We start from the raw sequence: 24,738 nt of genomic DNA on the forward strand, positions 1-24,738 counted from the left end.
TTGAATCTTTGCAGTTTTGTCCATCAGCTTTGGGGACCTCCTGTCTTTGTGGGGTTTCGTTAATGTTATACCAGGAGGCTCCCCTTTTATCAATTCTTATCCGATTTCATTACAGGACTGCTCTGATTGCGCTTCCGTGGCAGTATAGGAGTCTGTCTATAGTATACCCACCTTACCATAGTATAGTAAATGCTCAAAGCCTCTTTACAAGAGCTCCTTTTTAGATGGCAATGGAAGGAATGTTGCTTTTACCTGTCGAATAAAGTCACCAATATACGAAAGATTTGGCAATCTGGATTCCCTAATGACTCTAGGTTGCCATTTTGGCGTTTTTATGGGGCTTGCCGTTTTTTGTCACTTCCTGTCCTGTCCTTGCCAGGTGGCCATCCCGGCACCTTGCTGGTGCTTAAGGATGCGGCAGGGCAGGTTGTGCGATGGCGGGCGCAGGCACGCCGGTATGCCTGCCTATCTTGCAAGTGCACCTACTATTGGTACGCCTGTGTTTAATATGAAGATGACGGACCTGCTTATACTGGACGTGCCAATACCGGATGCGCCGATGCTGAAGGCACCGATGCTAAACGTGCCTGCGGCTGAGGCGCCTATGCTAAGGAGCCCATGGCTGAGGAGTTCATGGCTGAGAATCTCATGCCGCGGATGCCGATGGTAATGCTGGATACATTAAGGATGGATATGGTAGAGATGGCTACGGCGGGGGCATCTGTAATTTGGCACCTGTGATAGGGAGTTGCTTGCGGGATGGAGGAGGAGCAGGGCATGGGACAAGATTTCGGGCAAGGCCCGATTTCCACCGGTCCATTATTTGATGAAGCGGCTCGGGCGCGTGATGGGGGCCGAGTTGAGGCGGCTATTGACCAGTTAATGAAAGGAATCACTCAGGCGGAGGGGCTTTACTACCGGCTCGTTTTGGTTGCGGCGCCTTCAGGCGGAGGCAAAACCCGCCTGCTTCGGGAAGTGCATAGGCTTACTGGAGCGCCTTTACTGAACATCAATCTTGAACTCTCGCGCCGGATGCTTGACCTCACTGGACGCCAGCGGGTACTGCAATTACCTGGGTTGCTTTCGGAAATTGTGTATGAGCCCAAGGGCAATGTGGTTTTACTGGATAACACAGAGATCCTCTTTGATGTCGAATTGAAGCAAGATCCTCTTCGTCTTCTTCAGGGAATTTCCCGCAACAAGACGGTAGTTGCAGCCTGGAATGGCTCAGTCATCTGCGATTATTTATGTTACGCTACGTCTGCGCACCAAGAATACAGGCGCTATGAGATTTGCGACTTTTTAGTGGTGAACCTTGGTACTGGGGCAAGTCAGCCTCGAGGCTGAATGTATGGGGGCGGGTGTATGAAATATCGAGATCTGATCCAATTTGAGCCCATTGAATCCGTGGTGCAATTGCGGGACGCTGATAAGGAAGCTGCGGTCCGCCGACTCGTTGAGACGTATGTCATTTCCCCGGAAATGGCCGAAAAGATAACCAGCCTCATCATTCCCCAACTTCAATTTGACCGGCTAGTGGACAATAAGGGGCTTCTGATCGTGGGCAACTACGGCACCGGGAAATCCCACCTCATGTCAGTCCTCTCTGCGCTGGCCGAGAATGCTGGCTTCATTGATTATCTCAGCAATGCTGAAGTTGCTGACGCCGCAAAGGAGATCGGTGGGCGCTTCAAGGTGGTGCGGGCTGAGATCGGCTCCACTACCATGTCGCTGCGCGACATAGTTGTAGCCATACTGGAGGAGCATTTAAGGGAGATTGGTGTGGATTATCCATTCCCGTCGGCCGCAAAAGTGCCCAGCAATAAACCAGCGTTCGAGGAGATGATGGCGGTCTTCCACGAAAGGTATCCCGATCATGGTCTTCTCCTCGTGGTGGACGAACTGCTTGATTACCTGCGGACGCGCAATGATCAGGAACTGATTCAGGATTTGAATTTCCTCCGGGAAATCGGTGAGGTCTGCAAAGACCTGCGCTTCCGGTTTATTGCCGGTGTCCAGGAGGCGATCTTTGATAGTCCTCGCTTCTCTTTCGCGGCCGATAGCCTCCGCCGTGTGAATGCCCGATTTGAACAGATATTAATCGCCCGGGCGGACATCAAATTCGTAGTGACTGAGCGTCTTCTCAAGAAAACGGATGAACAGCGGGCTAAGATCCGCGCGCACCTGACTCCCTTTGCCAGGTTTTATGGTCGGATGAACGAACGCATGGACGAGTTTGTACAGCTATTCCCGGTACATCCCGACTATATAGATGTCTTTGAACAAATCAGGGCGGTGGAGAAGCGGGAAGTGCTCAAGACCATTTCAATGGCCATGAGGGCACTTCTTGATGAAGAGGTCCCGACTGACCAGCCCGGCCTGATTGCTTATGATAGCTACTGGACGGTCTTGCACGATAACCCTGCATTCAGGGTAGATGATAATATCCGCCCGGTGATCAATTGCGCCGACGTATTGGAAGCTCGCATTCAACAAGCCTTTACCCGACCCGCCTATAAGCCGATGGCGCTGCGAATCATCCACGCCTTAGCGGTACACAGGCTTACCACTGGTGACATTTATACACCCCTGGGTGCAACGGCCGAGGAGTTGCGGGATGGGATTTGCCTTTACCAGCCAGGGATCGAAGACATGGGCGGAGATCCTGCTGATGATCTGCTAACTCAAGTGGAGACAGTGCTCCGCGAGATTCATAAGACGGTAAGCGGCCAGTTTATCTCGTTTAACCCCGACAACCATCAGTATTACATAGATCTAAAGAAAACAGAGGACTTCGACGCTCTGATCGAAAGGCGAGCCGAGAGCCTTGACGCACGCCTGCTTGACCGCTATTATTATGAAGCCTTGAAGCAGGCCATAGAGTGTTCCGACCAAACTTACGTCACCGGGTATAAGATATGGGAGCATGAGCTGGAATGGACGGAGCGCAAGGCGGCCCGGCAGGGGTATCTCTTTTTCGGTGCGCCCAATGAGCGCTCGACCGCGGTACCCCCTCGTGATTTCTACATTTACTTTATCCAGCCTTTCGAGCCACCGCATTTCAAAGACGAAAAGAAAGCTGACGAAGTGTTTTTCCGTCTGAAAGGCATGGATGATGAATTTCGCACGGCGCTCTGGAACTATGCCGCCGCTTTGGACCTGGCCTCCACCGCCTCGGGCCACGCTAAATCCATCTACGAATCCAAAGCGTCCGGTTCCTTGCAGAAACTGGTTCAGTGGCTGAGGCAGAATATCACTGCCGCCTTTGAAGTCACATACCAGGGGCGGACCAAAACCCTGGCGGAATGGGCCAAAGGGAAGCCCATCCGTGAACTTTCGGGAACTGCCTTCAGCGAGCGCATCAACTTTCGGGACTTAGTAAACATGGTGGCTGGTACTTGCCTGGAAGCGCACTTCAGGGATCGAGCTCCTGAATATCCTTTCTTCTCGGTGCTCATCACCGGAGCCACTCGTGCGCAGGCGGCACAGGATGCCCTGCGGGCCATCGCCGGGCAGAGCCGTACAAAACAAGCTATAGCTGTGCTGGATGCCCTGGAACTCCTGGATGGGGAAAGGCTCGATCCTTATAAATCAAGATACGCAAAGCATGTCCTTGACATTATGAAGAAAAAGGGCCCAGGCCAGGTAGTCAACCGGGCGGACATGCTTCAAGAAGTGTGCGACGTCGAGTATTTCGCCCCGGATAGGGGATTTCGCCTGGAACCGGAATGGTTGGTCGTGGTTCTTGCTGCTCTGGTCTACTCGGGTGATTTGGTGCTGGCAATTCCCGGAAAGAAGTTTGATGCTACGGGACTTTCCCAGCTGGCAAGCGTCGGTATAAACGAGCTTATTCGCTTTAAGCACATTGAGCCACCTAAGGAATGGAATCTGCCTGCACTTAAGGCGTTATTCGAGCTATTAGGCCTGGCCCCTGGCATGGCGCAGTTGGTCACTCAGGGGAAAGACGAGCCGGTGACGCAGTTGCAACAGGCTGTGTTACAGTGGCTCGACAGGCTGGTGCGAGCTGAAGAGGCCCTCAGGACCGGGCTTGTTTTCTGGGGGAAGAGTTTAGTCAGCGAGGACGAAGCGGCGCAGCTTCGTGCTGCATTGAGCGGTACCAAGGGCTTCCTTGAATCAATTCAGGTCTACAATGCACCCGGGAAACTGAAGAATTTCCAATATAGCAAACCGGAAGTAGACGCCCAGCGAGAAGGCCTGGCGGCCTTACAGGAGGTTGAATCTCTTAGAGCGCTGGTCGCGGACCTGGGGCCGGTTGCTTCATATATTTCCACAGCTGAGGCTGCTCTACCTTGCGAGCACGAGTGGGTGAGTAGCATGAGGGCTGTGCGTGAAACAATCCTGACGCAAATGACGGATTCCACCATGCGTTGTAAAGCAGCCTTCCTCCAGGAGGTTCGACGCCAACTTGCCGAGCTCAAAAAAGATTATGTGCAAGCATATTTCTCCCTGCACGCCAGGGCTCGGCTGGGTGCCGATGAGGACAGGCGCAAGGCGCAGCTCGCAACCGATGAGAGGCTCAAAGCCTTACAGCAACTCTCCACCATTGACCTTATGCCCCGGCAGGAGCTTATAGACTTTCAAAATCGCCTGGCGGGGTTGAAAACCTGTTTTGCGCTCACTACACGCGACCTCGATACCTCGCCCATATGCAGGCACTGTGATTACAGGCCGGCCATGGAACCGGTGGCCGAAACAGCAGGGCTGATACTGGATGATCTCGATCAGAGGCTGGATACACTTGTGGAAAATTGGACCGAGACTCTTCTGGACAATCTGGAGGATCCGATAACCAGGGGCAACCTGGATCTTTTAGGGGCCGAGGCCAGGAAGCTAGTGAAGGATTTTATGAGCAAGCGGACTCTACCCGCTGCGATCAGCCCGGAATTTATCCACGCTTTGCAGGAGGCCCTCTCTGGACTTATCAGGGTGCCGGTGAAGATGGATGACCTCCGGGCGGCCCTTTTTGCTGGCGGTTCGCCGATTACGCTCATAGAGCTAAAGAGGCGGTTTGAGGAGTATTTGGATGCGCTTGCGAGGGGGAAAGAACCTGGCAAGATAAGGATAGTACTGGGGTGAGAAGATGGATGCCAGGGACGCCCGGTGGCTACAGTTAGGTGAACAGATTTGATTCGTGGGAGGGGAAATGATGCCTTCGATTACAACCTTCGATAGCACGAAAGAATCCCTTCATGAGATCCTGTGCAGCATTAAGGAAGGGAAGACTCAATTACCCGATTTTCAGAGGGGCTGGGTGTGGGATGACGAGCACATCAAGAGTCTGCTTGCCAGCATTTCCCTCTCATATCCCATAGGAACGGTAATGATGCTAGAGACTGGCAACGATGATGTGAGATTCAAGCCCCGGTTATTGGAAGGCGTTGACCTGGGTAGTGCTCCCTATCCCGAGAGGCTTATTCTTGATGGCCAACAACGTTTGACGTCGCTTTTTCAGGCGCTTTTCTCTAATAACCCTGTTTCCACCAGGGATGCCAGGGGGAAGCCGATAAAAAGGTGGTATTACCTGGACATCGCAAAAGCCCTTAGCCAGAATGGTGACCGTGAGGAAGCGATTGTAAGCCTTCCAGAGGATCGCATCGTCCGAAATTTCCGGGGGGAAGTAATCGCTGACTATTCGGATACCGAGAAGGAATGCGCCGCCGGACTATTTCCGCTTCGGTTGGTTTACGACGTCTCCGCTTTGACTGATTGGATGATGAAATACATAAACTTGGATCCGGAGCATGGTCAGGAACACCTTTCGCGGTGGAACACACTGGTGCAGGAAATAGTCCAGCGTTATCAACAATACCAGGTGCCGCTTATCCTCCTGCGTAAGGAGACGCCAAAAGAGGCAGTTTGTCAGGTTTTTGAAAAAGTGAACACAGGCGGCGTTTCCCTTACGGTCTTTGAGCTTCTCACTGCTACTTATGCAGCTGATGATTTTAATCTCCGTGAAGACTGGGAAGAGAGAAGGAAACGGCTAAATCAGCACAAAGTAATCCAGGCTGTGAAAAACACAGATTTCTTGCAGGTCGTGACTCTCCTTGCGACCCGCGCCCGCCAACTTGAAGCCATAGCTCAAGGGGCAACGCAAGATGAGATTCCTGCAATTAGCTGCAAGAGAAAGGAAGTGCTCCGGCTGACCCTTGCCGAATACAAAGCCTTTGCTGATCAAGCGTTGGATGGGTTTGAAAGGGCGGCCAGGCTCCTCCATATGCAAAAGATCTTCAGTTCCAAGGATTTACCGTATCCTACGCAACTGGTGCCTCTTGCGGCAATCCTGGCTGTGCTCGGCGGGCGATCCGAATTAGACGGGGTTCGCGCTAAGATTATGCGCTGGTACTGGTGTGGGGTTTTCGGTGAGCTATACGGTAGCGGGATCGAGACGCGTTTCGCCAAGGATTTGCCCCAGGTTCTAGCCTGGGTTGATGGAGGCCCTGAACCCGATAGCATTAATGATGCCCACTTTGCTCCAGAACGTATCCTTACATTACGTACGCGTAACAGTGCTGCATACAAAGGCCTTGCCTGTCTACTCATGCACGATGGGGGACTTGACTTTAGGACAGGGGTGCCCATCGACATACAGCTTTACTTCGATGACCAGATGGATATCCATCATCTCTTCCCTCAGGAGTGGTGCCGCAAGCATGGAATTGATCCAGAGCGGTGCGACAGCATCGTGAATAAGACAGTTCTTTCGGCAAAGACAAACCGCATGATAGGGAGCAATGCACCCAGCGATTATCTGATCCGTATAGAGAAGAATTCCGGTATCACCAGGGAGCGGATGGATGAAATCCTACGCTCTCATGCTATCGATCCTGAGGCATTCCGCGCTGATGATTTTGATGCCTTCTTTAAGGCGCGTGAAGAGGCGCTGCTCAGGCGTATCGAAGTCGCCATGGGCAAGCCGATTGCAAGAGATGTGGACACCGAGATGGAAGTCCCTGAAACTGCACAGTACGAGGAAGAGGATAAGGAAGAGATATTACCATGAACAAAGCTCATGACAAGGGTAGACTTTTCTACGATGAGGCCGGCTGCACGAAAACTACAATAGAGTGTCTCGGCCGAACCTTCGAAAGCGATGAGGCCAGGCGCTCCTATTTTCTGGATAGGCTCCGGGCAGGGCTTGAAGAGCTGGAGGCCAAGCTCGGTGGTGTGCCTTTCACTTCGGTGGAGGACGCTTTCAATCGCATGAAGTCTATCGAGAAGTGGCCCATGGGTGACGAGGCTGGCTTGTATGAGCTGGCTCAAAGGATGCGCCACGGGGATACCGGCAAAGATCTCCTGGCGCGCTGGAAGGACGAGGTGGGCTTTCCTCATGGCAAGATTGAGGACATCCTCGCCCTATCAGATCCCCCTTATTACACTGCCTGCCCTAACCCATTTATAGGCGAATTTGTGAAACAATATAGCAAACCATATGATCCCGCTGCGGATAACTACCGCCGGGAGCCTTTTGCGGCCGATGTGAGTGAAGGGAAAAACGATCCGATTTACAATGCTCATTCCTATCATACCAAAGTGCCGCACAAGGCTATTATGCGCTACATTCTGCATTACACAGAGCCGGGCGATCTGGTATTTGACGGCTTCTGCGGGACTGGAATGACTGGAGTTGCGGCGCAGCTCTGCGGCGATAAGGCAGTAGTGGAGTCCTTGGGCTACAAGGTAGACGAGCAAGGCATTATCTATCAACAGGAAACCCGGGAGGAAGCAGATGGCAAAACCAAGACAGTCTGGATACCATTCTCGAAGCTGGGGGCGCGCCGGGCTATCCTTAACGATCTTTCCCCTGCTGCTACCTTTATTGCCTACAACTACAACACACTGGTAGATGTGGAGGCCTTTGAGCGGGAGGCCAAGCGTATCCTCAAAGAGGTGGAGGATGAGTGCGGCTGGATGTATGCGACGCTGGCTGAAAGTTCAGGATGGGGAAAAAGCCATCGTTCCGGGCAAGGTATGGCGGGAATGTTTGCTGGGATAGACGCTGGCATAGCCGATGAGGACGGTGACGGCCAGGACGATGTAGAGGCCCTTGCCCGGAAGGTTCGCTCGGCTCAATCCGTGGACGAGCTTCGTGCCTTCATCAATAAGCTCAGACGTCAGGGGTCCCGTATAGGAACAATTAACTACACGGTGTGGTCCGATGTTTTTGTTTGCCCGGAGTGCGCCCATGAGGTGATATTCTGGGAGGCGGCGGTGGACAAGGAGAGGGGGCAGGTTCATGATGAGTTCCCATGTCCCCATTGTGGAGCGGTTCTGACGAAGCGTCGCATGGAGCGCGCCTGGGTTACCAAATTCGATAGAGCCATCGGCCAGACGATCCGCCAAGCCAAGCAGGTGCCAGTCCTCATCAACTATTCCATAGGCAAGAACCGTTACGAGAAAAAGCCTGATGCCTTCGACCTGGCACTCATCGAGAAGATCGAGGAGTGCGATATACCATACTGGTTTCCGACGGATAGGATTCCAGAGGGTGATAAAACCGGTGAGCCGCTACGCATCGGCATCACCCATGTGCATCATTTTTATACGAAGAGGAATTTGTGGGTCCTGGGGGCAATCTATGAGCAGGCACTGTCTTGCCCTGCCAGTTTTAGGACGCTCCAGTTTTTTCTTAATGCTGCCAACCGAAATCTATCACGGTTGGCTAAGTTGGGGACCGAAAACTATCTCCATGGAGGCGGAGGTCCCGTCAACGCAGGTGTTTTGGGCACCCTATACCTCCCATCATTCTCAGTAGAGAGTTGCGTGCTGAAGACCCTCGGAACGAGACTCCCGAAACTGGTACGAATCATTGACGCCAGAGCCGGGGTGATTAATGGCCTTGATACCAGATCTATTACTGCGCTTCCATTTGATTCCGATTTACTTGATTATATCTTCACCGACCCACCTTTCGGGGGCAACCTGATGTACTCTGAGCTCAACTTCCTCTGGGAAGCTTGGTTCAAGGTGTTTACGAACAATAAACCAGAGGCCATAGAGAACGAGACCCAACACAAGGGCCCAATGGAGTATCAGCAATTGATGACCCGATGCTTTCAGGAGTGCTACCGGGTACTCAAACCTGGTCGCTGGATGACAGTTGAGTTTCATAACTCCCAGAACCGGATATGGAATGCTATCCAGCAAGCGCTTCAGGCTGCCGGTTTTGTGGTGGCAGATGTCAGAACGTTAGACAAGAAGCAAGGCACTTTTAATCAAGTGACACAGTCAGGATCGGTGAAACAGGACATCATCATCTCCTGCTATAAGCCCAATGATGGGTTAGAGCAGCGGTTCAAGCTTACAGCCGGAACCGAAGAGGGTGTGTGGGATTTCGTGCGGACACACCTGAAGCAACTCCCGGTTTTTGTCGCGAAGGACGGTAAGGCTGAAGTCATAGCTGAGCGGCTCAACTACTTGCTTTTCGACCGGATGGTGGCCTTCCATGTCCGCCGAGGCGTAACAGTACCCCTAACAGCAGCAGAGTTTTACCAGGGGCTGGCTCAACGGTTTCCCGAACGCCCCCACGGGCCGTATTTGATGTATTTTTTGCCGGACCAGGTGGCGGAGTATGACAGAAAGCGCATGACCGTAAAGGAAGTCCTGCAGCTCTCGCTCTTTGTCACGGATGAATCCTCAGCTATCCAGTGGCTAAAGCAGCAGCTTACCAAGAAGCCACAGACCTTCCAGGAAATCCACCCGCAGTTCCTGAGAGAGATCAGTGGCTGGCAGAAGCACGAAAAGCCTCTGGAACTGAGGGAACTCTTGGAGCAGAACTTCCTCATGTATGACGGTAAGGGTCCAATCCCGCCACAGGTTGTAGCGTGGATGAAGCAGAGCGAGAAATTGCGCAAACTCATCCAGGAAGAGACGGCCTCGGGACGAGCCACTGAGGACCTGGTAGGACTTGTCACCCAGAACCCTGAACTAATTGCAGCCGCAAGGGACCGCTGGTACGTTCCCGACCCGAACAAGGCAGGCGACCTGGAGAAACTGCGTGAAAGGGCCTTGCTGCGCGAGTTCGAGGAGTATAAGGCTTCACCCCAGCGCCGGCTGAGGGTATTCCGCATGGAGGCGGTGCGCGCAGGATTTAAGAAGGCGTGGCAGGAGAAGGACTACGCCACAATCATCAATGTGGCAGAGAAGATACCCGATAATGTGTTGCGTGAGGATCCCAAGTTGTTGATGTGGTATGACCAGGCGGTGACGCGAAGCGGACTGGAGTGATGAGAATGCCGGAATTAGCGTGGAGGAAGCATATGGTTCGTGTGGGTTCTTATGAGTGGTCGGCTGATGAACAACCCAGCGATCTTGGCGAGCACAGGAGACACGTGGAGCCGTGGCTAGCGGCTTTACTACAGGCGGAGCACCTCAATCTGTTGATAGGTAGCGGGCTGACCTTAGCAATTGCCTCGCAAGCAGGGGTTTCCGGGCTAGATATGGGAATGCATTCGTTTCAGAGGACCATGGCTGATGCCGTCGAAAAGGCTGCGAAAAAGAGTGCAGAACGTTGTCAGCGGGGAGAACCGAACATCGAGGACCAGATTCGGGTGATTCTTGAGCTAATCGGAGGACTCCGGGTCCTTGCAGAGGGAGTAGAATCGGGACGATATGGTAGTCACCCTGCGAAGGATGCTGTCGGTTTACTTGGAGAATGGGAAACAGAGTTAGATAATTTTCTGCTGGGGTTCGCAAAAAAGATACTTGCGACCGAGCGGGAGATGGAGAGGGTATTTAGAACAGAACCGGAGAAAGGCGAACAAGCGCGGTATCTCCTTGGCTCTTTTTTATTGACATTTGCGAGTAGGGCAGCTTCGCGCGAGCGACTTCACATCTTTACCACTAATTACGACCGTTTGATTGAATACGGGTGCGATATGCTTGGATTAAGAATTCTGGACCGTTTTGTTGGGCAACTCTCCCCGATTTTTCGTTCATCGCGTCTTGGTGTTGATTTCCATTATAGTCCGCCAGGGATCCGCGGAGAACCGCGCTATCTTGAGGGTGTTATTCATATGACTAAGCTCCATGGGTCGATCGACTGGCGTCGCGAAGAAGAGTCTTCAGGACGATATGAGATTCGTCGATGCGGAATTCCCTTTGGGGCTGTAGAGTCTGATGCTTGCTTACCATCGCGTCCCAGAGATAGTATTATTATTTATCCCAATCCAGCGAAAGATGTGGAAACTCTGGAATATCCGTACGCTGATCTATTTCGAGACTTCGCCGCAGCTACTTGTCAGCCTAATGCAGTTATAGTGACCTATGGGTATGGATTTGGGGACGCTCACATAAATCGGGTCATCCGTGATATGCTGACGATTCCATCCACACACCTTGCGATTCTGTCTTACAACGATCCCGGTGGGCGAATCCAGCGGTTCTGCGAGACGGTTGGGCATGAAGAGCAGATTACCCTTTTGATTGGCAGTCATTTCGGCGATATCAATACGCTTGTTGAACGTTACTTGCCGAAGCCGGCGATCGATAGGACGACTTGGCGAATGGTGGAGATTCTTAACCGAAGAAAACCTCAAAATGGAAAAAACAGCAACAATAAATGGGAATGCTCCACGGAGGAGGCGCAGAAATGAACTCGCCCATCCGATCCATCGCAGACCGGGTTGTAGGTACCGTTGAGGAAGTATCTGCAGATAAGATTCTGGTTCTTCTCGACCCTGATGCCCCCCAAGCAACGGCGCTAAATACCGGTTTACCTGAAAGGTTTCCGCGGATCAACGCTTATATTTTGATCCCAAATGAAACCGGGGCTACTGTCGGCTGGGTTACTTCTGTAAAAATAGAACGTCTTCCCTTTCCAAAACGGAAGGGGATGCAAGATTTTGGTCTGGTAGACCTTCCGTTCCCCTGCCGTATGGTTACGCTCACTCCATTAGGAACACTGATCTATCGCTTAGAATCAGATTCAGGAGTGGCTTCCTTTGAGCTCCGGCGAGGCATTGATGTGTTTCCCTCAGTAGGCGATCCAGTGCTTTTGCCCACTCGCGATCAACTCCAGGCTATAGTCGAAGGGGAAAGTGGACGGACACGCCGGGTCCTTATTGGCCGTTGTCCGACAGGTGGCGATGCCCCCGTTTATGTTGACCCTGACAAGCTCTTTGGTCGGCATCTAGCGGTCTTGGGTAATACGGGAGCAGGAAAGTCATGTTCGGTGGCAGGGCTTATCAGATGGTGTATAGACTCAGCCAATGAAGAACGAAAGGTGCAAGGAAGAAAGGGATTTGTGAATGCTCGGTTTATTATACTGGATCCAAACGGAGAGTACGCACACGCATTCCATGATCAAGAGAATGTTAGGCTGTTCCAGGTCCAGTCTAACCAAGGTGCTAATGCGAGACCTCTTAAGGTGCCCGCATGGTTATGGAATGGAGAGGAATGGGCAGCTTTCACAAGTGCGTCCCCGGGAGTGCAACGTCCGATTCTGTTCGAGGCTTTGCGATGCTTGCGCTCAGAAGATAGTGCTCCTGACCCTTTTGTGACTAAGGTGCGATGGATGGTACAAAATTACCGGGACCAACTAAAAGATCTTTTAAGAAACGGAGATTACCTGAAAAAGGGGAAATGTGAGAATGTCGCCCAGGTGCTATTGAAGGCTACGATAGATTTCAAGGACCTCGAGCAAAACTATGATGGAAATGATGAATGTCTGAAAGAGATATTGAGAACCGTATCAGAGAGTGCAGCAGAACTTGAGACGTCAGCTCAGGAGTATGGGCGCGATGGAAAGCTCTATCATAAGCTTTTTGCAGGGACCGATATCGAGAGCGTAGTAAAACTGCTAGACAACATAGCGAACCATATCGGGATGACGAATGATGGGTTGGTTGCCAACGAGGACACACCGCGATATTTTCCTGTCGACGAACTCCCCCCGTACATAGAAGCCCTTGCGTCTCGCGACTCAAGGGATCTTATACAATTTGTGGATTACTTGAACCTTCGCATCCGAGGGCTCATGCATAGAGGGGGGGTAGCACAGGTTCTCCATCCAGATGATTCTGCATCAATCAAATTAGAAGATTGGCTTACGGATTACATCGGTGGGGACAGCGCTGCAAATGGCCAGATTGTAATTGTCGATCTCTCGCTCGTGCCGTCGGAAGTAATCCACATCATAGTTGCTGTTCTTGCCCGTTTGACCTTTGAAGCATTGCAACGGTACCGGCGCGAGATGGGGGAGGAGTTGCCAACAGTTCTAGTTCTGGAGGAAGCGCATACTTTTGCACACAAAGATCTCGCTGCTGAGACTGCATCTGCAGCGGGGCGGGTTTGTTGTCGTATCTTTGAGCGTATTGCTCGTGAAGGGCGGAAGTTTGGCCTTGGATTGGTTCTAGCTTCACAGCGGCCCTCCGAGATATCACCGACGGTACTCTCCCAGTGTAACACCTTTCTTTTGCATCGAATTGTCAATGACCATGATCAAGACCTCGTCAGGCGTCTCGTACCTGACGGGCTGGGAGCCGTACTCCGAGAACTGCCTAGCCTTCCATCTCGGCGAGGGATTCTCGTGGGGTGGGCAGCGCCTGCTCCGGTTTTGGTGGAAATGCGGGATTTACCCGAATCACAACGTCCTCAATCACCGGATCCTGCCTTCTGGGCTGTGTGGACGGGGGATCCTAAATGTGGTCAGCGTACTATCAATTGGGCTCTGGTCGCACGAAGGTGGACAGAGACTACGATCGAGGCACAAGATGAAGTGTCAGAAGGTCGTGAAAGTTGTACGGGAGCATCTGGTAGAACGTCGGATAATGATGATATTCCATTTTGATTTCTATATCGAAACTGTACCTCTATAGAATGGGGTGGCGTCTTGCAGAGGAAAGCAGCTCAATTGGTGGGTCAATCTGGCGTGTGGGCTTTTAGCCCCGCCCACTCCGAGCCCTGCCGCATCCTTGACTCCCAGGTGCTGTGGGGTCAGACCATCTGCCGCATCTGGCTTCCAGGCCGGGATGCCGTGGTGCGCGTGCCCGCCTCAAGGCTCATGCCTTTAGAGAAGGCGCCATGGGCTAAGCCGGATGTCACAGCCAATCACATTGCGTATGTTGCCGCGGCGGCCCGGGTGGCAGAGACGTTGACGCAGGATGTGCTGCTTGCCCCCATAGGGGCTTCCGTCATCCCGCTGCCACACCAGATCTCGGCACTGTCCCGCGCCATATCCGGCGGCAGGGTGCGTTACCTCCTGGCGGATGAGGTGGGCCTTGGTAAGACCATCGAGGCCGGCCTGATCATGCGCGAGCTTAAGATGCGAGGACTCGTGAAACGGACTCTCGTGGTGGCACCGAGGGGTCTTGTGAACCAATGGATGGCTGAGATGTATCTGCACTTTGGGGAGGATTTCAAGCTCATAGTCCCCAGTGAATTGGGAGTGTTACATCGGCTATGGGGAAGTCCTGGTTCAAAGTGGGAAGTCCCAAACGTTTCGCGTTCAAGTGACAATGACCAGATGCCCGCGCATACCACGCATACTGCCTCGGCAGCCCAGTCCGATCCGGCTAACATCTGGCGGATGTTCTCCCAAGTGATCGTGCCCATGGACGCTGTGAACCCTATAGACAAGCGCCGCGGTTGGACGGCATCACAGGTGGGAGCACGTAATCGGGAGTTTTTCGAGGACCTTATCTGCGCGGGTTGGGACCTGGTTATCGTGGATGAGGCCCATCGCCTGGCCGGCAGCACAGACCAGGTGGCCCGTTTCAGGCTGGGCCAGGGCCTCTCCGAGGCTGCTCCGTATCTTCTTCTCCTCTCGGCGACACCCCACCAGGGCAAGACCGACGCCTTCCACCGGCTGGTCTCCCTTATTGACCCTCGGGCGTTCCCTGATGTCGAAAGCGTCACCCGTGAACGGATACAACCTTATGTGATTCGGACGGAGAAACGCCGTGCCATCGATGCAGAGGGAAAGCCCCTTTTTAAACCGAGGCTTACTCAACTGGTTCCTGTTTCATGGAGCGAGCGTCATCGCGGTCAACATCTCCTGTATGAGGCTGTCACAAAGTATGTTCGCCAGGGGTACAACCAGGCCATGCGCGAAAAACGCACCTATATCGGATTTTTGATGATATTGATGCAACGGCTGGTGGTTTCCAGCACCCATGCCATCCGTGCGACGTTGGAACGCCGTCTCGCAGTTTTAGATTCCCAGTTCTGTCCTGAGGATTCCGACGCGCCCAATATGAGCGGTGGGGGTGTCAGCGACCGGGATCTTGGTTCGCTAGATGCCCTTTCTGCACCCGAGGCTTCAGTTTCTGACGTTGAGGACTTCTACGACCTGGACGGCCAGGAGCAGTTGGAGACGCTTCTGAGTTTGCGTCAGGAGGCCCTTAAGAACGAACGTGCTGAGGTGAAGATGCTCCTGGAGATGGCGCGCGAGTGTGAAGGGGCTGGACCTGACGCTAAAGCTGAAGCCTTACTTGATTGGATCTACCGGCTTCAGGCTGAGGAGGGCGATTCTGAGCTTAAGGTGCTCATTTTTACGGAGTTCGTTCCTACGCAGGAGATGTTGCGTCAATTCCTCAGCGAAAGGGGATTTACGGTTGTTTGCCTGAATGGGTCCATGGGTATGGAAGAGCGCAGGCGAGTTCAGGAAGCCTTTGCCCGCCAGGCGCGCATCCTGATCTCCACCGATGCAGGCGGAGAGGGCTTGAACCTGCAGTTTTGCCACGTGGTGATTAACTATGACATTCCATGGAATCCAATGCGGCTCGAGCAGCGTATCGGCCGCGTTGACCGCATCGGCCAGAAGCATACGGTAAGGGCGATTAATTTCATCCTGGAGGATTCTGTAGAACACCGGGTCCGGGAAGTCCTGGAGGCGAAGTTGGCGGTCATTCTCGAAGAATTGGGTGTCGATAAGACCAGCGATGTGCTTGATTCGGCCCAATCAGGGCGGGCGTTTGATGACCTTTATATGGAAGCGATCTTGAACCCGGATAAAGTGGAGGATTCGGTAAGCGCCGCTGTGGCTAAGCTCGAGGCGGAGATGAAGCAGGCGCAGGCGGGTTCACTGCTGGCGGGAATAGCGCAAGAACTGGATCCTGGAGAGACTCAGCGACTATTGTCTTATCCCATACCCTACTGGGTGGAACGCATGACTGTGAGTTACCTGAGGGCTCACGGTGGCAAGGCGGAACAAAACGGCCACCTTTGGGACCTTACTTGGCCGGACGGCAAGACGCAAAAGGGGATAGTTTTCTCAGGCAGGGAGGCCGAGGAATTTCCGTCCGGCCGGCATCTTACGCTGGAAGATCCAAAGATCCGCGGCCTGATTATGCGTCTTCCATGCTTCGTCCCGGGGCAGCCGATCCATGTAATATCGCTTCCGGATATTCCCCAGGAAATCCGGGGTTTTTGGTCGCTTTGGCAGATCTCTGTCGTGCAAAGTAATTCATCGGGGGCCTGTTCGGGGATCCGGGCGGGGGGCCAGGGGCCCGAGACCCAGCGTCGGCGGGTGATGCCACTTTTCCTATCTGACAATGGCAAGGTGTACATTCCTACAGCAAAGCACATCTGGGATCAGTTGCTGGTGGTCGCTCCGGTGATTAAGCGTACCCTCAGTGCCGAAGCTTCGGCAGATGCCCTCTCAAGGTTAGAAAAAGCAGCTCGGGAACACGGGAAGCCCATTTACGAGGCGCTGGTGGAGGAGCACGAGGAATACATTGCCCAGGAGCGGGAGAAGGCTGCATATGCCTTTAGCGCCAGGCGTAAAGCTATCGGACGGATCGGCCTTCCAGAGGTCCGTAACTACCGTTTGAACATTTTGGCTCAGGAAGAGCGGGCCCTTCAAGAGGAATTGGAGCAGATGGCCGAAGTATCTCCGGAGCTGGTGTGTCTACTTGCGCTGCGCGTGGAGGGTGATAATAATGGCTAGTTGGCGCGATCATATCCTGAAGGAGTTTACTCCGAGGGTTTCGCGGTTAACTCTTGTGGCCGACCCGGACGGCCTTCTTCTCGAGGAAGGAATTCTTGAAGGCATCAGGGAACGGGGCTTTGAGCTCATTCCTTTCGAGGATCATATCGCTTTTCGGTATGCCTATGAATCGAGGTTTCGTTCCCGATGGGATGCAGGCGAAGAAACGGCCCTTGTGGTAGTATTGAGGTGTGGAGTCAGCGGCTTGGAGGCTCTTGATGTTCTCCCGTATGACTTGCTTCAGGCAGGCCGAAAGCTTTCCTTTAATCTCGGAGATATTTTTCCACATCTCAGTTACCCGGTTGTGGCAGCCCTTGACCGGGCTGATCTCGACGCTCTTTATGACGCCCAGGCGAGATATGCTCCGGGTCCGCTGGGCGACAATGCTACGAAGGAATTTGCACTTCGACACGTTTTTGAGATCGCGCCGGAGCTCATCAAAGAGCCCAAGGACTTACTCCGCGTTCTCCTTCGTCGCCATTATCGCGGACAGCGTATACCCGCCATCCTGGATGAACGGCTCATTCAGCTCTTGAGACAGAACGAGACATTCAAGGATTGGCCGCTTGAAGCCATTGTCCCTGACAGGGAGGCGTTTTTTGCTTTTCTACAGGAACGTTGGGCAATCTTTTTACGTAATATCTTGGCGGTAGAGCAACAGTCTCTAATACTTGAAGGCGGAGATGGAGATGGTGGCTGCTTAAAGCGCGGTGCATCTTCATCGTCTCCATCTATATCCGTTGATCTACCGAATGGGGCTTATGAATTAAAGTTTGCCGGCCCTGCTGAGATTCCTTTTGACGACGGTGATATCAGGATTTACCTGGACAACTTATTTCTTGAACGGCTCCTTCAACCCGTGCCGTGTGAGGGTTCGAAAGTTCTTTCGGAGAGTTGGGTGCGTGTAGGTGTTCGAATTGACCCGATCAAGGACCGGCTGCGTCGTCTGGGGCGGCTGATAGAAAACCTCAGAGCCTCTATGCCGGCCCAGGACGCAAGGTATACGGAGTGGCTACATTTCGCTAAGGGGTGGGCAGAGTCGATTGTGCTGATCCACGAGAGGATATATTCAGGCGGCGCTGGGGGTGTGAAGGAGACCCCGGATGTAGAGGATTTCGCCGGTGCAAGAGATCCGAGGATATCGGATATGGCCCAAAAGATACGAGAGCTACAATCTCAAGTAGATGCTGAATTCACGGCATGGCTCCTAAAACGTTATGCAGGACTCAGCAGCCTTCCGTCGGTTCCGCCAGTGATGCTTCACCATATCCCACGTTACCTCACTCGCTATCTGGGGGATAGCCGCCAAAATAAAGTGGCGCTGGTGATATTAGACGGACTTTCGTTAGACCAGTGGATCGTTATCAGGGACACGCTTATGCCGAGGCAGCCGAGGTTTCGATTTCGCGAAAACGCCTTATTCGCCTGGATTCCGACTGTTACCTCGGTTTCACGTCAGGCCATCTTTGCGGGTAGACCCCCTGTCCTGTTTCCGAATAGCGTCCATACGACCGACAAAGAGCCGGTATTGTGGACGCAGCTTTGGACAGATCAAGGATTCGGTCAGAATGAAGTGGCCTATGCTAAAGTTTTGGGGGATGGTGATCTAGAAAGCACTGAAGAGTTGATTTCTGATCCGAGGACGCGGGTAGTTGGACTGGTGGTAGACAAGGTTGATAGGATCACGCATGGTATGCAATTGGGTACCGCAGGCATGCACAACCAGGTACGTCAGTGGGCGCGAGAGCCTTATCTGGCAGATCTCATGGGGCTATTGCTAAACCGGGGGTTTATCATTTTTCTCACTTCCGATCATGGGAATATTGAGGCCGAAGGTTTGGGGAGCCCTGCTGAAGGAGCGGTGGCTGATCAGCGCGGAGAACGGGTCCGTATCTACTCGGACGTTCTGCTGCGCGAGAAGATACGCAGCCGGTTCCCGGATGCCTTGCCATGGCCGTCGTTTGGACTGCCTGAAGATTATCTTCCACTCATCGCCCCGGCTCGTCGGGCTTTCGTTCGTCAGGGGGAGCATATCGTCTGTCATGGCGGCATTTCCATTGAAGAAGTGATAGTGCCGTTCATCCAAATAGAAAGAGTGCCGGACATTCATATTTGTGGTCATTCCTCTGACCGCTCACAAACGGAAGGAATAGATGAAATCCTGGGAGGTAAGGGCCTATGAACTCCCGTAGCACTCAAGTTGGCTTTAGCCAGCGGGTCCGGTTGGAATGGCTTGAGCAAGTTGTGGGCCTTATCCTCGCAGGTAACGATCGCCCGGCCATCTTTGCAGCATTTCAAGACATTCTGAGGGATAAGGTATCCGTTGGCGGTTCTGCTGAGCGCGGCAACCGTGAAAAGATCATCAGCATCATTATGAAGACGTGGTTTAACCCGCCTCGAGAGTTGGACAGTCTGCGGGGTAGAGGACTTGAGCTGGTGAGACGGCTCCCACGTACGCAACAGATTGTGGTTCACTGGGGGATGGTCATGGCCGTGTACCCATTCTGGGCGGCTGTAGCGGGTATAGTCGGCCGTCTTCTGAAGCTTCAGGGTTCAGCAGCGACAATCCATATCCAGCGGCGGGTCCAGGAAAGGTATGGAGAACGGGAGACAGTCGCGAGGGCCGCCCGTCGGGTTGTGCGCTCTTATCTTGACTGGGGCGTGCTTAAAGAGAGTGGGGTGAAGGGAATCTACGATCCGGGGCTATCTGTAGTGATCGATGATCCCGAGCTTGCCGCGTGGCTGATCGAGGCGTTTTTACATATACGGGACAATAGGACGGCGACTCTCAAGGAAATCCTGGATAGCCCGAGTCTATTCCCATTTCGCTTCCAACTGGCATCCCTAGAGCGAACCTTGACCACATCCCCTCGCCTAGAGGTTTTACATCTTGGCCTGGATGAGGACGTGGTGACACTTCAGTAAGGGAAATGATAATATGAACTAGAATTTGAGCCTGGCACCGCCGGGATTTACCTCTCTAGGCCGGATCCTCAAACGAGAACCTGATTCCCTGCATTCATTGAGGATCTGCTCTTTGAATTCCTGGCGGTACTGTTTCATTGACATACACTCCCCGATCCGACGTTATCATTTCGATGCAGATTCTCCGATCGGACTAAGGGGCTAGGAAGGTCTAGACCATGATATGATCGGCGATCCATCGTGGAGCGGAGAGAGCATTCAAGGTTCGTTACCGCTTCAGCTGATCTCCTCGAGTTCGGGGCGAAGGGGAGGAATTGCCGTAAGGCTAGCCCGATGTCGGAATTGGCGGCCGTTTTCGTTGCAATGCTGTTACGGGGCGGGGTAAGTGGTCGAAGATCAGGGGGATTTGGTCAGATTGAATAATCAGGGGGGCCGATCCAGAAGTAGGTTGCAATCTTCTCCGGGCGGCATCATACAATGAAGATCTGAGTAGCTCTATTTAGCTCCCACTGCACCCGCAGGCCCGGAGGAGACCTTCGACAGACTCGAGCACAGCATCCACGACGTCCCCATAGATGATGGCGTGGCCAAGCGGGTCCCCGCAGTCTTGAAGCATCTTGGCATGATGGGGAAAGAGACCGTTGGATCGCCTCATATCCATCGAGACAGTGCGTCGCCTGCCCATACGGCAGCGAGGCCCATCAGAATATGCAACGTGACATTGACAAGAGCGACCGGTGCCTGCCCGTTGCGCAGGAGGTTCATGGTCTCATAACTGAAGGTCGAAAACGTAGTGAAGGCTCCGATTATGCCGACTAAAACGAATACGCGCGACTCGGGCGTAAACGCCCCGCGCGCGTCAGCCATGCCTGCCAGGAATCCTATGGCGAGACAACCTGCGAGGTTTACCGTAAAGGTGCCATACGGAAACCGCGTTGGATCTAAATATCTGTGTACAACCCCCATCAGCGCATAACGCAATACGGCCCCGACAAAACCACCGAGCCCAACCAACAGTATATTACCCATGCCCATTATGCTGATACTCCTCCCCTTATTCACTCGTAGCAGGAGTCATCAGCCCTGATGGGCGGTTGTGGCGGACTCCATCACCCGCTTGTGCGTCCCCCGGAACTACCCACTTGCGCGGTATGCAATGAATTCGACGAGGCAACTCGACGCCCAGCAATATTGAATGACATTTATTCGCCACGACGAGATAAAAATCCTGCAACCTTTGGGATTGTTTCTTGTCATACGCAAACAGGCCAGGCGGGCGGAATGCGATGGGGACTCTATTCCCCAGAATATAGGCGGACGTAGCATCCGTCCATGATCTTCTTGGTATGGGCATCTATCTTACCACTGCCGTGAAATGTGGAAAGACGGGATATGGTATAGAATCGAGTACTATCATACAGTGTTCGTACATCCTGGGCATGATTGCGGAAGATATTGCCAATGCATTAGCTCTGGTTATGCATTAACCTTGGCCGCGGGTTAGCTCTGGTCATGTTCTCTAAGGTCTCCTGTGTCGATCTCCTTCAAAATGCCTTTAAGCTCCTTATAGTCCACCTCAGGTGCGAGGGTGATCATCCCCTTATGGACAGAAATAAGAAGCTTCTGTCCTTTCTTGATCTTAAGCTCCTTTCTGATCTCCTTGGGGATGACTATTTGGTACTTACTGGATACCTTGATTTCCGACGTACATTCGAAGCCACCACGTGATATACATCACGCATTCCTCGTCACCATTTCCCCAGGGAAGTTATGACGGCAGACCCGTGATGTACATCAGCCGTGTCAGCCAACTCGTGACGTACGTCACTTGCATCAGCCAAAGCGTGATGTACGTCAATCCTATCGGCTAACACGTGATGTACATCAAGCAACTGGCTTTATGGCGTGATGTACATCAATCGTTTCGCCCTACGCGTTCTGTACATTACTCGTTCTCTCAGAGCCGTTCCCTATGGAAATCGTCATGACCAGCGCGTGATGTATATCAGTCGTATCAGTTGATGCGTGATGTACATCACGCGTCTGGGCCAATACCTGATGTATATCACTTGCCAGCCAAGGTGATAAAATACTTACCACCCGGCGGCAAGTGGTCATCTATCTGGCCCTTAATACCAAGATTTTCAGCTTTATTTACCTACGAAAGTTACATGCACCCCATAGGGCGTGGTTGATTGCCACCGCTGCGAGTTGTATCGTGGAGAATGGCGATATGTTAGTCAATAGTAACCTTGCCGGCTGCCGGCCACTTCACTACCATGCTTTCGGAGCAAGCAGGTTGTAGATGGGCTTCCAGTAGACTCCGGTGCTTTCCATCACCACATGAGTGCATCCCTTGGATACAAGCCAATCAGCCATCTCCAGCAAGTCCCCCGTCATCGTGCCAAAACTCCTAACCTCCTTTTCTCACTTAGTTACTCAATCGATTAGCATAATATCCTACCTATACATCTGCCGACCTGTCCCTCCAGACTGGCTTAAATGCGCTATCCCTTCAATCTGGCTATATAATCGCACACTGCCGATAGAACTGTTCAAAACTAACGGCAGAAGTTCTCCGAAAAAGGCGTTCGGGGTCTTTAGATAACTCCAGGAATTATCTGTTAGCCGAGTGGCATCCTCACACCACTTTATTGCTCTGGCATCCTTGCGAGGTACGTCAATGTCTTCGCGTCTCTTGGTCTCTACAAGGAACATGTTTCCCGTGGCAATTTTGACAATGAAATCGGGATAATAGAGGCGAAAAGCTCCCCGTCCGTCTATATATTCAATCGAGAAAGGCGTATACTAAGTTAGCTTGGCAAACGCTGCCACATCGGGGGCATCATCCAAAAACCGGGCAAAATCGACTTCGTAGCTGTTGTTGCAGGCGACTAGATTGAATACAGTCTTATTAGCTCTATAAACCGGGCGCCGCCATGGGAAAGCCCTTGTGGAACTGATTTTTAGCTCTGTCCCTGAGAATTCCATGGCTGGGGGTGAATGGTCAGGTCATTTATGGCTTTGGTGAAGACTTCAAGGATAATTTGCCGGGCGTCGGGCATATTCAAGCGCCGGAGGTACTCATCTATCTTCTAAGTCTACGTTGGTACCGAAAAGAATGGTCTCGATATACTCATGAACCTTTGGGGCAAGCTCCGCAAAACGTCCAGACAAATGGGTGTTTCTAAGGATTAGCTGCGTAAAATAAGTGACTACTGCCTCTCCATTCTCGGGTATGGGTAGCCCCCATTCCCTTTCCAGCACATTTGCTTGGATGAGAGCGTCATAGCCGATATAGTGCCTAAGGTCAGAGACCAGGTAGTCTTGGGGGGGCCATGAAACTGGGTCAACTGCCCCTTGCGTGGGGCAACCCTTCCTTTACAAAAGACACACGCCTTCATTGGATAGTCTCCTTGCCCCTCTAACTTTTCGTAACGGAATCACGAAAGGCTTCTGCGCTTTTGGGCTGGATCAGTGAAAGCCTAGTAATAGGTAAGGCCTCTGCTTCAAGACTCGATAAATCTATAACCTGACTGGCATTGTCAATATCAATCCCCACTAGATGGCCTTCCTCGTCGAAGTCTAGAATAATCCCAGGGGCCACTTCGTTAGAGTCCACACTGGGCCTTTCTAATAGCTCAATGTAAAGCGAATCGGTCTCTGGGTAGTAATGGAATTTCATGATTTCACCCCTTGAAGTTACGATCAGGGAAAGCATTATGCTCTGTCTCTCCATCTTCTAGCGTTACCACGCGGAGATACTTCCCAAGTTCAGGTATGAAAGTCCAGTAGCGAATACGTCCATCCGGTTGCACTTCCCGGTATTCTGTGGACAGGATAGCCTGTCTACACCACTCGCGCCTGATATATGGGCGTTTTCGCAGGACCTGTTCCTCAAAATACCGCGTCGTCTTTAATGGGAGACCTTCATCTTGTTGCACGCCAGGGCACCACCCTTCCGCGGGCTACTTCAGTTTCGGCTTCTTCAAGCTCCCGGTATTCCTCTTTGTCGGCTTGGAGCCACCTGGCGTACTCGAGAAGTTCTTCTGGGTCCTCTTTGCTCAGGACCTCAATTGCCTTTAACTGTTCTTTACGAATGATCATAGTTTAGGCCTCCCCTTGTTGGAGGGTCACAGCCTCCGCTAGGCGCCACCACGAGGCCGTATAGCCGCAACATAAACGGTGTTCTCCGTATCGTTTATGGTGTAGAAGATTCGCCAATCCCCTACCCTCAGTCTCAAGAGGTCTGGGACCCCCTTTACAGGGATTATGTCGCGGCCTGGGGCAGGATATGGGCTTTCAGCTAGGCCGTAAATCTCCTTTTGCAGCCGCTCCCGTTGACGGCTATTCAGCCTGCGTAGAGTCTTTGCGGCTTCATGTGAGACAATAATATCCCAGGTGCTCACTGCCCCAGCTCCTTGCTTAGGTCCTCCCACCGTTCGACACGGCCAGCTTTTATATCCTCAAGTCCTCGCCGTATGGCCGCCAGGTCTTCAGGAGAGAGTTCCTCCTCTGCGACCGGCATATGGGGAGCAAGGAAGCGATCCAGCTCCTCCTTGCGAATACGCCATTGGCGCCCCACCCTGCCAGCAGGGAGCCGGCCTTCCCTCAGAATTCTATATACAGTGCGCAAATCTACCCTTAGATACCTAGCAGCTTCTTCAGGTGTCAAAATCAGCTCCTCATTCATAGTAAACACCTCCTACCGATACTATACACTACTTTCTGCTACTGCTCACTGGACTTATGATATAAGGCCCCACTATATGGAATGCGGCAGCTAGCTGGGAGTCTGTGATGGAAACAGATAGCATGGAAAGAGTCGCAAAATTACTTCTTTGGCCATCCACTTGCCGTGCGTTGGT

Annotated in this window: 19 protein-coding genes and 1 pseudogene; 10 read left to right on the top strand and 10 right to left on the bottom strand. The window is 52.6% G+C overall.

All coding sequences use genetic code 11. The annotated features are described in order from the left end of the window. Positions 1–777: 777 nt before the first annotated feature. From brxF to HPY52_15390, 10 genes are all read left to right on the top strand, one after another. Entirely contained in the window at positions 778–1,347 is a 570-nt protein-coding gene (gene brxF, locus HPY52_15345) for a BREX-3 system P-loop-containing protein BrxF (protein NPV81612.1), read from the top strand. Positions 1,348–1,365: 18 nt separating this feature from the next. Continuing rightward, positions 1,366–5,097 carry an ATP-binding protein gene (locus HPY52_15350; protein NPV81613.1) on the top strand — a complete coding sequence of 1,244 codons (3,732 nt, stop codon included), beginning with the start codon at positions 1,366–1,368 and terminating at the stop codon, positions 5,095–5,097. A 70-nt stretch (positions 5,098–5,167) separates the two neighbouring features. Then, the gene (locus tag HPY52_15355) at positions 5,168–7,021 is read left to right on the top strand and encodes a DUF262 domain-containing protein (GenBank protein NPV81614.1); all 1,854 of its coding nucleotides are present in this window, start codon (positions 5,168–5,170) and stop codon (positions 7,019–7,021) included. Next, complete coding sequence (locus HPY52_15360) at positions 7,018–10,245, top strand: DNA methylase (protein ID NPV81615.1); 3,228 nt, start codon at positions 7,018–7,020, stop codon at positions 10,243–10,245. The genes HPY52_15355 and HPY52_15360 overlap by 4 nt, the downstream gene beginning before the upstream one ends. Before the next feature lie 5 nt (positions 10,246–10,250). Next, a complete protein-coding gene (locus tag HPY52_15365; GenBank protein NPV81616.1) occupies positions 10,251–11,612 on the top strand; it encodes a fibronectin-binding protein (FBP) in 1,362 nt (453 codons plus the stop codon). Next, on the top strand, positions 11,609–13,807 hold the full coding sequence (locus HPY52_15370) for an ATP-binding protein (GenBank protein NPV81617.1): 2,199 nt from the start codon (positions 11,609–11,611) through the stop codon (positions 13,805–13,807). Before HPY52_15365 ends, HPY52_15370 begins: the two co-directional genes overlap by 4 nt. Before the next feature lie 66 nt (positions 13,808–13,873). Further along, a complete protein-coding gene (locus HPY52_15375) occupies positions 13,874–16,906 on the top strand; it encodes a DEAD/DEAH box helicase family protein (GenBank protein NPV81618.1) in 3,033 nt (1,010 codons plus the stop codon). Beyond that, positions 16,899–19,127 (top strand): BREX-3 system phosphatase PglZ, encoded by a 2,229-nt coding sequence (gene pglZ / locus HPY52_15380; GenBank protein ID NPV81619.1) that lies wholly within the window; start codon positions 16,899–16,901, stop codon positions 19,125–19,127. The genes HPY52_15375 and pglZ overlap by 8 nt, the downstream gene beginning before the upstream one ends. Beyond that, positions 19,124–19,870 carry a hypothetical protein gene (locus HPY52_15385; GenBank protein ID NPV81620.1) on the top strand — a complete coding sequence of 249 codons (747 nt, stop codon included), beginning with the start codon at positions 19,124–19,126 and terminating at the stop codon, positions 19,868–19,870. Before pglZ ends, HPY52_15385 begins: the two co-directional genes overlap by 4 nt. Positions 19,871–20,110: 240 nt before the next feature. After that, positions 20,111–20,293: a hypothetical protein gene (locus HPY52_15390; protein ID NPV81621.1), complete on the top strand. Its 183-nt coding sequence runs from the start codon at positions 20,111–20,113 to the stop codon at positions 20,291–20,293. Between the two features lie 76 nt (positions 20,294–20,369). Here HPY52_15390 and HPY52_15395 read toward each other — a convergent pair whose 3' ends face one another. The 10 genes and pseudogenes from HPY52_15395 to HPY52_15440 all read right to left on the bottom strand — a co-directional run bounded on the left by HPY52_15395 (position 20,370) and on the right by HPY52_15440 (position 24,563). Beyond that, on the bottom strand, positions 20,370–20,525 hold the full coding sequence (locus HPY52_15395) for a hypothetical protein (protein ID NPV81622.1): 156 nt from the start codon (positions 20,523–20,525) through the stop codon (positions 20,370–20,372). Further along, a complete protein-coding gene (gene crcB, locus HPY52_15400; GenBank protein ID NPV81623.1) occupies positions 20,522–20,899 on the bottom strand; it encodes a fluoride efflux transporter CrcB in 378 nt (125 codons plus the stop codon). The genes HPY52_15395 and crcB overlap by 4 nt, the downstream gene beginning before the upstream one ends. A gap of 471 nt (positions 20,900–21,370) precedes the next feature. Continuing rightward, a complete protein-coding gene (locus HPY52_15405; GenBank protein NPV81624.1) occupies positions 21,371–21,601 on the bottom strand; it encodes an AbrB/MazE/SpoVT family DNA-binding domain-containing protein in 231 nt (76 codons plus the stop codon). A 561-nt stretch (positions 21,602–22,162) separates the two neighbouring features. Then, positions 22,163–22,294: pseudogene (locus HPY52_15410) on the bottom strand (IS110 family transposase). Positions 22,295–22,678: 384 nt separating this feature from the next. After that, the gene (locus HPY52_15415; GenBank protein NPV81625.1) at positions 22,679–22,861 is read right to left on the bottom strand and encodes a hypothetical protein; all 183 of its coding nucleotides are present in this window, start codon (positions 22,859–22,861) and stop codon (positions 22,679–22,681) included. Positions 22,862–23,294: 433 nt separating this feature from the next. Beyond that, on the bottom strand, positions 23,295–23,555 hold the full coding sequence (locus HPY52_15420) for a DUF2283 domain-containing protein (protein NPV81626.1): 261 nt from the start codon (positions 23,553–23,555) through the stop codon (positions 23,295–23,297). 4 nt (positions 23,556–23,559) lie between these two features. Beyond that, entirely contained in the window at positions 23,560–23,814 is a 255-nt protein-coding gene (locus tag HPY52_15425) for a hypothetical protein (GenBank protein NPV81627.1), read from the bottom strand. After that, complete coding sequence (locus HPY52_15430) at positions 23,801–23,977, bottom strand: hypothetical protein (protein ID NPV81628.1); 177 nt, start codon at positions 23,975–23,977, stop codon at positions 23,801–23,803. Before HPY52_15430 ends, HPY52_15425 begins: the two co-directional genes overlap by 14 nt. A 38-nt stretch (positions 23,978–24,015) precedes the next feature. Continuing rightward, positions 24,016–24,279, bottom strand: a complete 264-nt coding sequence (locus tag HPY52_15435; GenBank protein NPV81629.1) for a type II toxin-antitoxin system RelE/ParE family toxin — start codon at positions 24,277–24,279, stop codon at positions 24,016–24,018. Beyond that, complete coding sequence (locus HPY52_15440; GenBank protein NPV81630.1) at positions 24,276–24,563, bottom strand: helix-turn-helix domain-containing protein; 288 nt, start codon at positions 24,561–24,563, stop codon at positions 24,276–24,278. Before HPY52_15440 ends, HPY52_15435 begins: the two co-directional genes overlap by 4 nt. Positions 24,564–24,738 lie beyond the last annotated feature (175 nt).

The sequence above is a fragment of the Bacillota bacterium genome (genome assembly GCA_013178415.1).
In the GTDB taxonomy this organism is placed as follows: Bacteria; Bacillota; SHA-98; order Ch115; family Ch115; genus Ch115.

Excerpts from the sequence above, each read along its gene's own strand:
- brxF (NPV81612.1), top strand. The coding sequence starts at position 778 with ATGGGACAAGATTTCGGGCAAGGCCCGATTTCCACCGGTCCATTATTT.
- HPY52_15350 (NPV81613.1), top strand. The coding sequence starts at position 1,366 with ATGAAATATCGAGATCTGATCCAATTTGAGCCCATTGAATCCGTGGTG.
- HPY52_15355 (NPV81614.1), top strand. The coding sequence starts at position 5,168 with ATGCCTTCGATTACAACCTTCGATAGCACGAAAGAATCCCTTCATGAG.
- HPY52_15360 (NPV81615.1), top strand. The coding sequence starts at position 7,018 with ATGAACAAAGCTCATGACAAGGGTAGACTTTTCTACGATGAGGCCGGC.
- HPY52_15365 (NPV81616.1), top strand. The coding sequence starts at position 10,251 with ATGCCGGAATTAGCGTGGAGGAAGCATATGGTTCGTGTGGGTTCTTAT.
- HPY52_15370 (NPV81617.1), top strand. The coding sequence starts at position 11,609 with ATGAACTCGCCCATCCGATCCATCGCAGACCGGGTTGTAGGTACCGTT.
- pglZ (NPV81619.1), top strand. The coding sequence starts at position 16,899 with ATGGCTAGTTGGCGCGATCATATCCTGAAGGAGTTTACTCCGAGGGTT.
- HPY52_15385 (NPV81620.1), top strand. The coding sequence starts at position 19,124 with ATGAACTCCCGTAGCACTCAAGTTGGCTTTAGCCAGCGGGTCCGGTTG.
- HPY52_15395 (NPV81622.1), bottom strand. The coding sequence starts at position 20,525 with ATGAGGCGATCCAACGGTCTCTTTCCCCATCATGCCAAGATGCTTCAA.
- crcB (NPV81623.1), bottom strand. The coding sequence starts at position 20,899 with ATGGGTAATATACTGTTGGTTGGGCTCGGTGGTTTTGTCGGGGCCGTA.
- HPY52_15415 (NPV81625.1), bottom strand. The coding sequence starts at position 22,861 with ATGGAATTCTCAGGGACAGAGCTAAAAATCAGTTCCACAAGGGCTTTC.
- HPY52_15420 (NPV81626.1), bottom strand. The coding sequence starts at position 23,555 with ATGAAATTCCATTACTACCCAGAGACCGATTCGCTTTACATTGAGCTA.
- HPY52_15430 (NPV81628.1), bottom strand. The coding sequence starts at position 23,977 with ATGATCATTCGTAAAGAACAGTTAAAGGCAATTGAGGTCCTGAGCAAA.
- HPY52_15440 (NPV81630.1), bottom strand. The coding sequence starts at position 24,563 with ATGAATGAGGAGCTGATTTTGACACCTGAAGAAGCTGCTAGGTATCTA.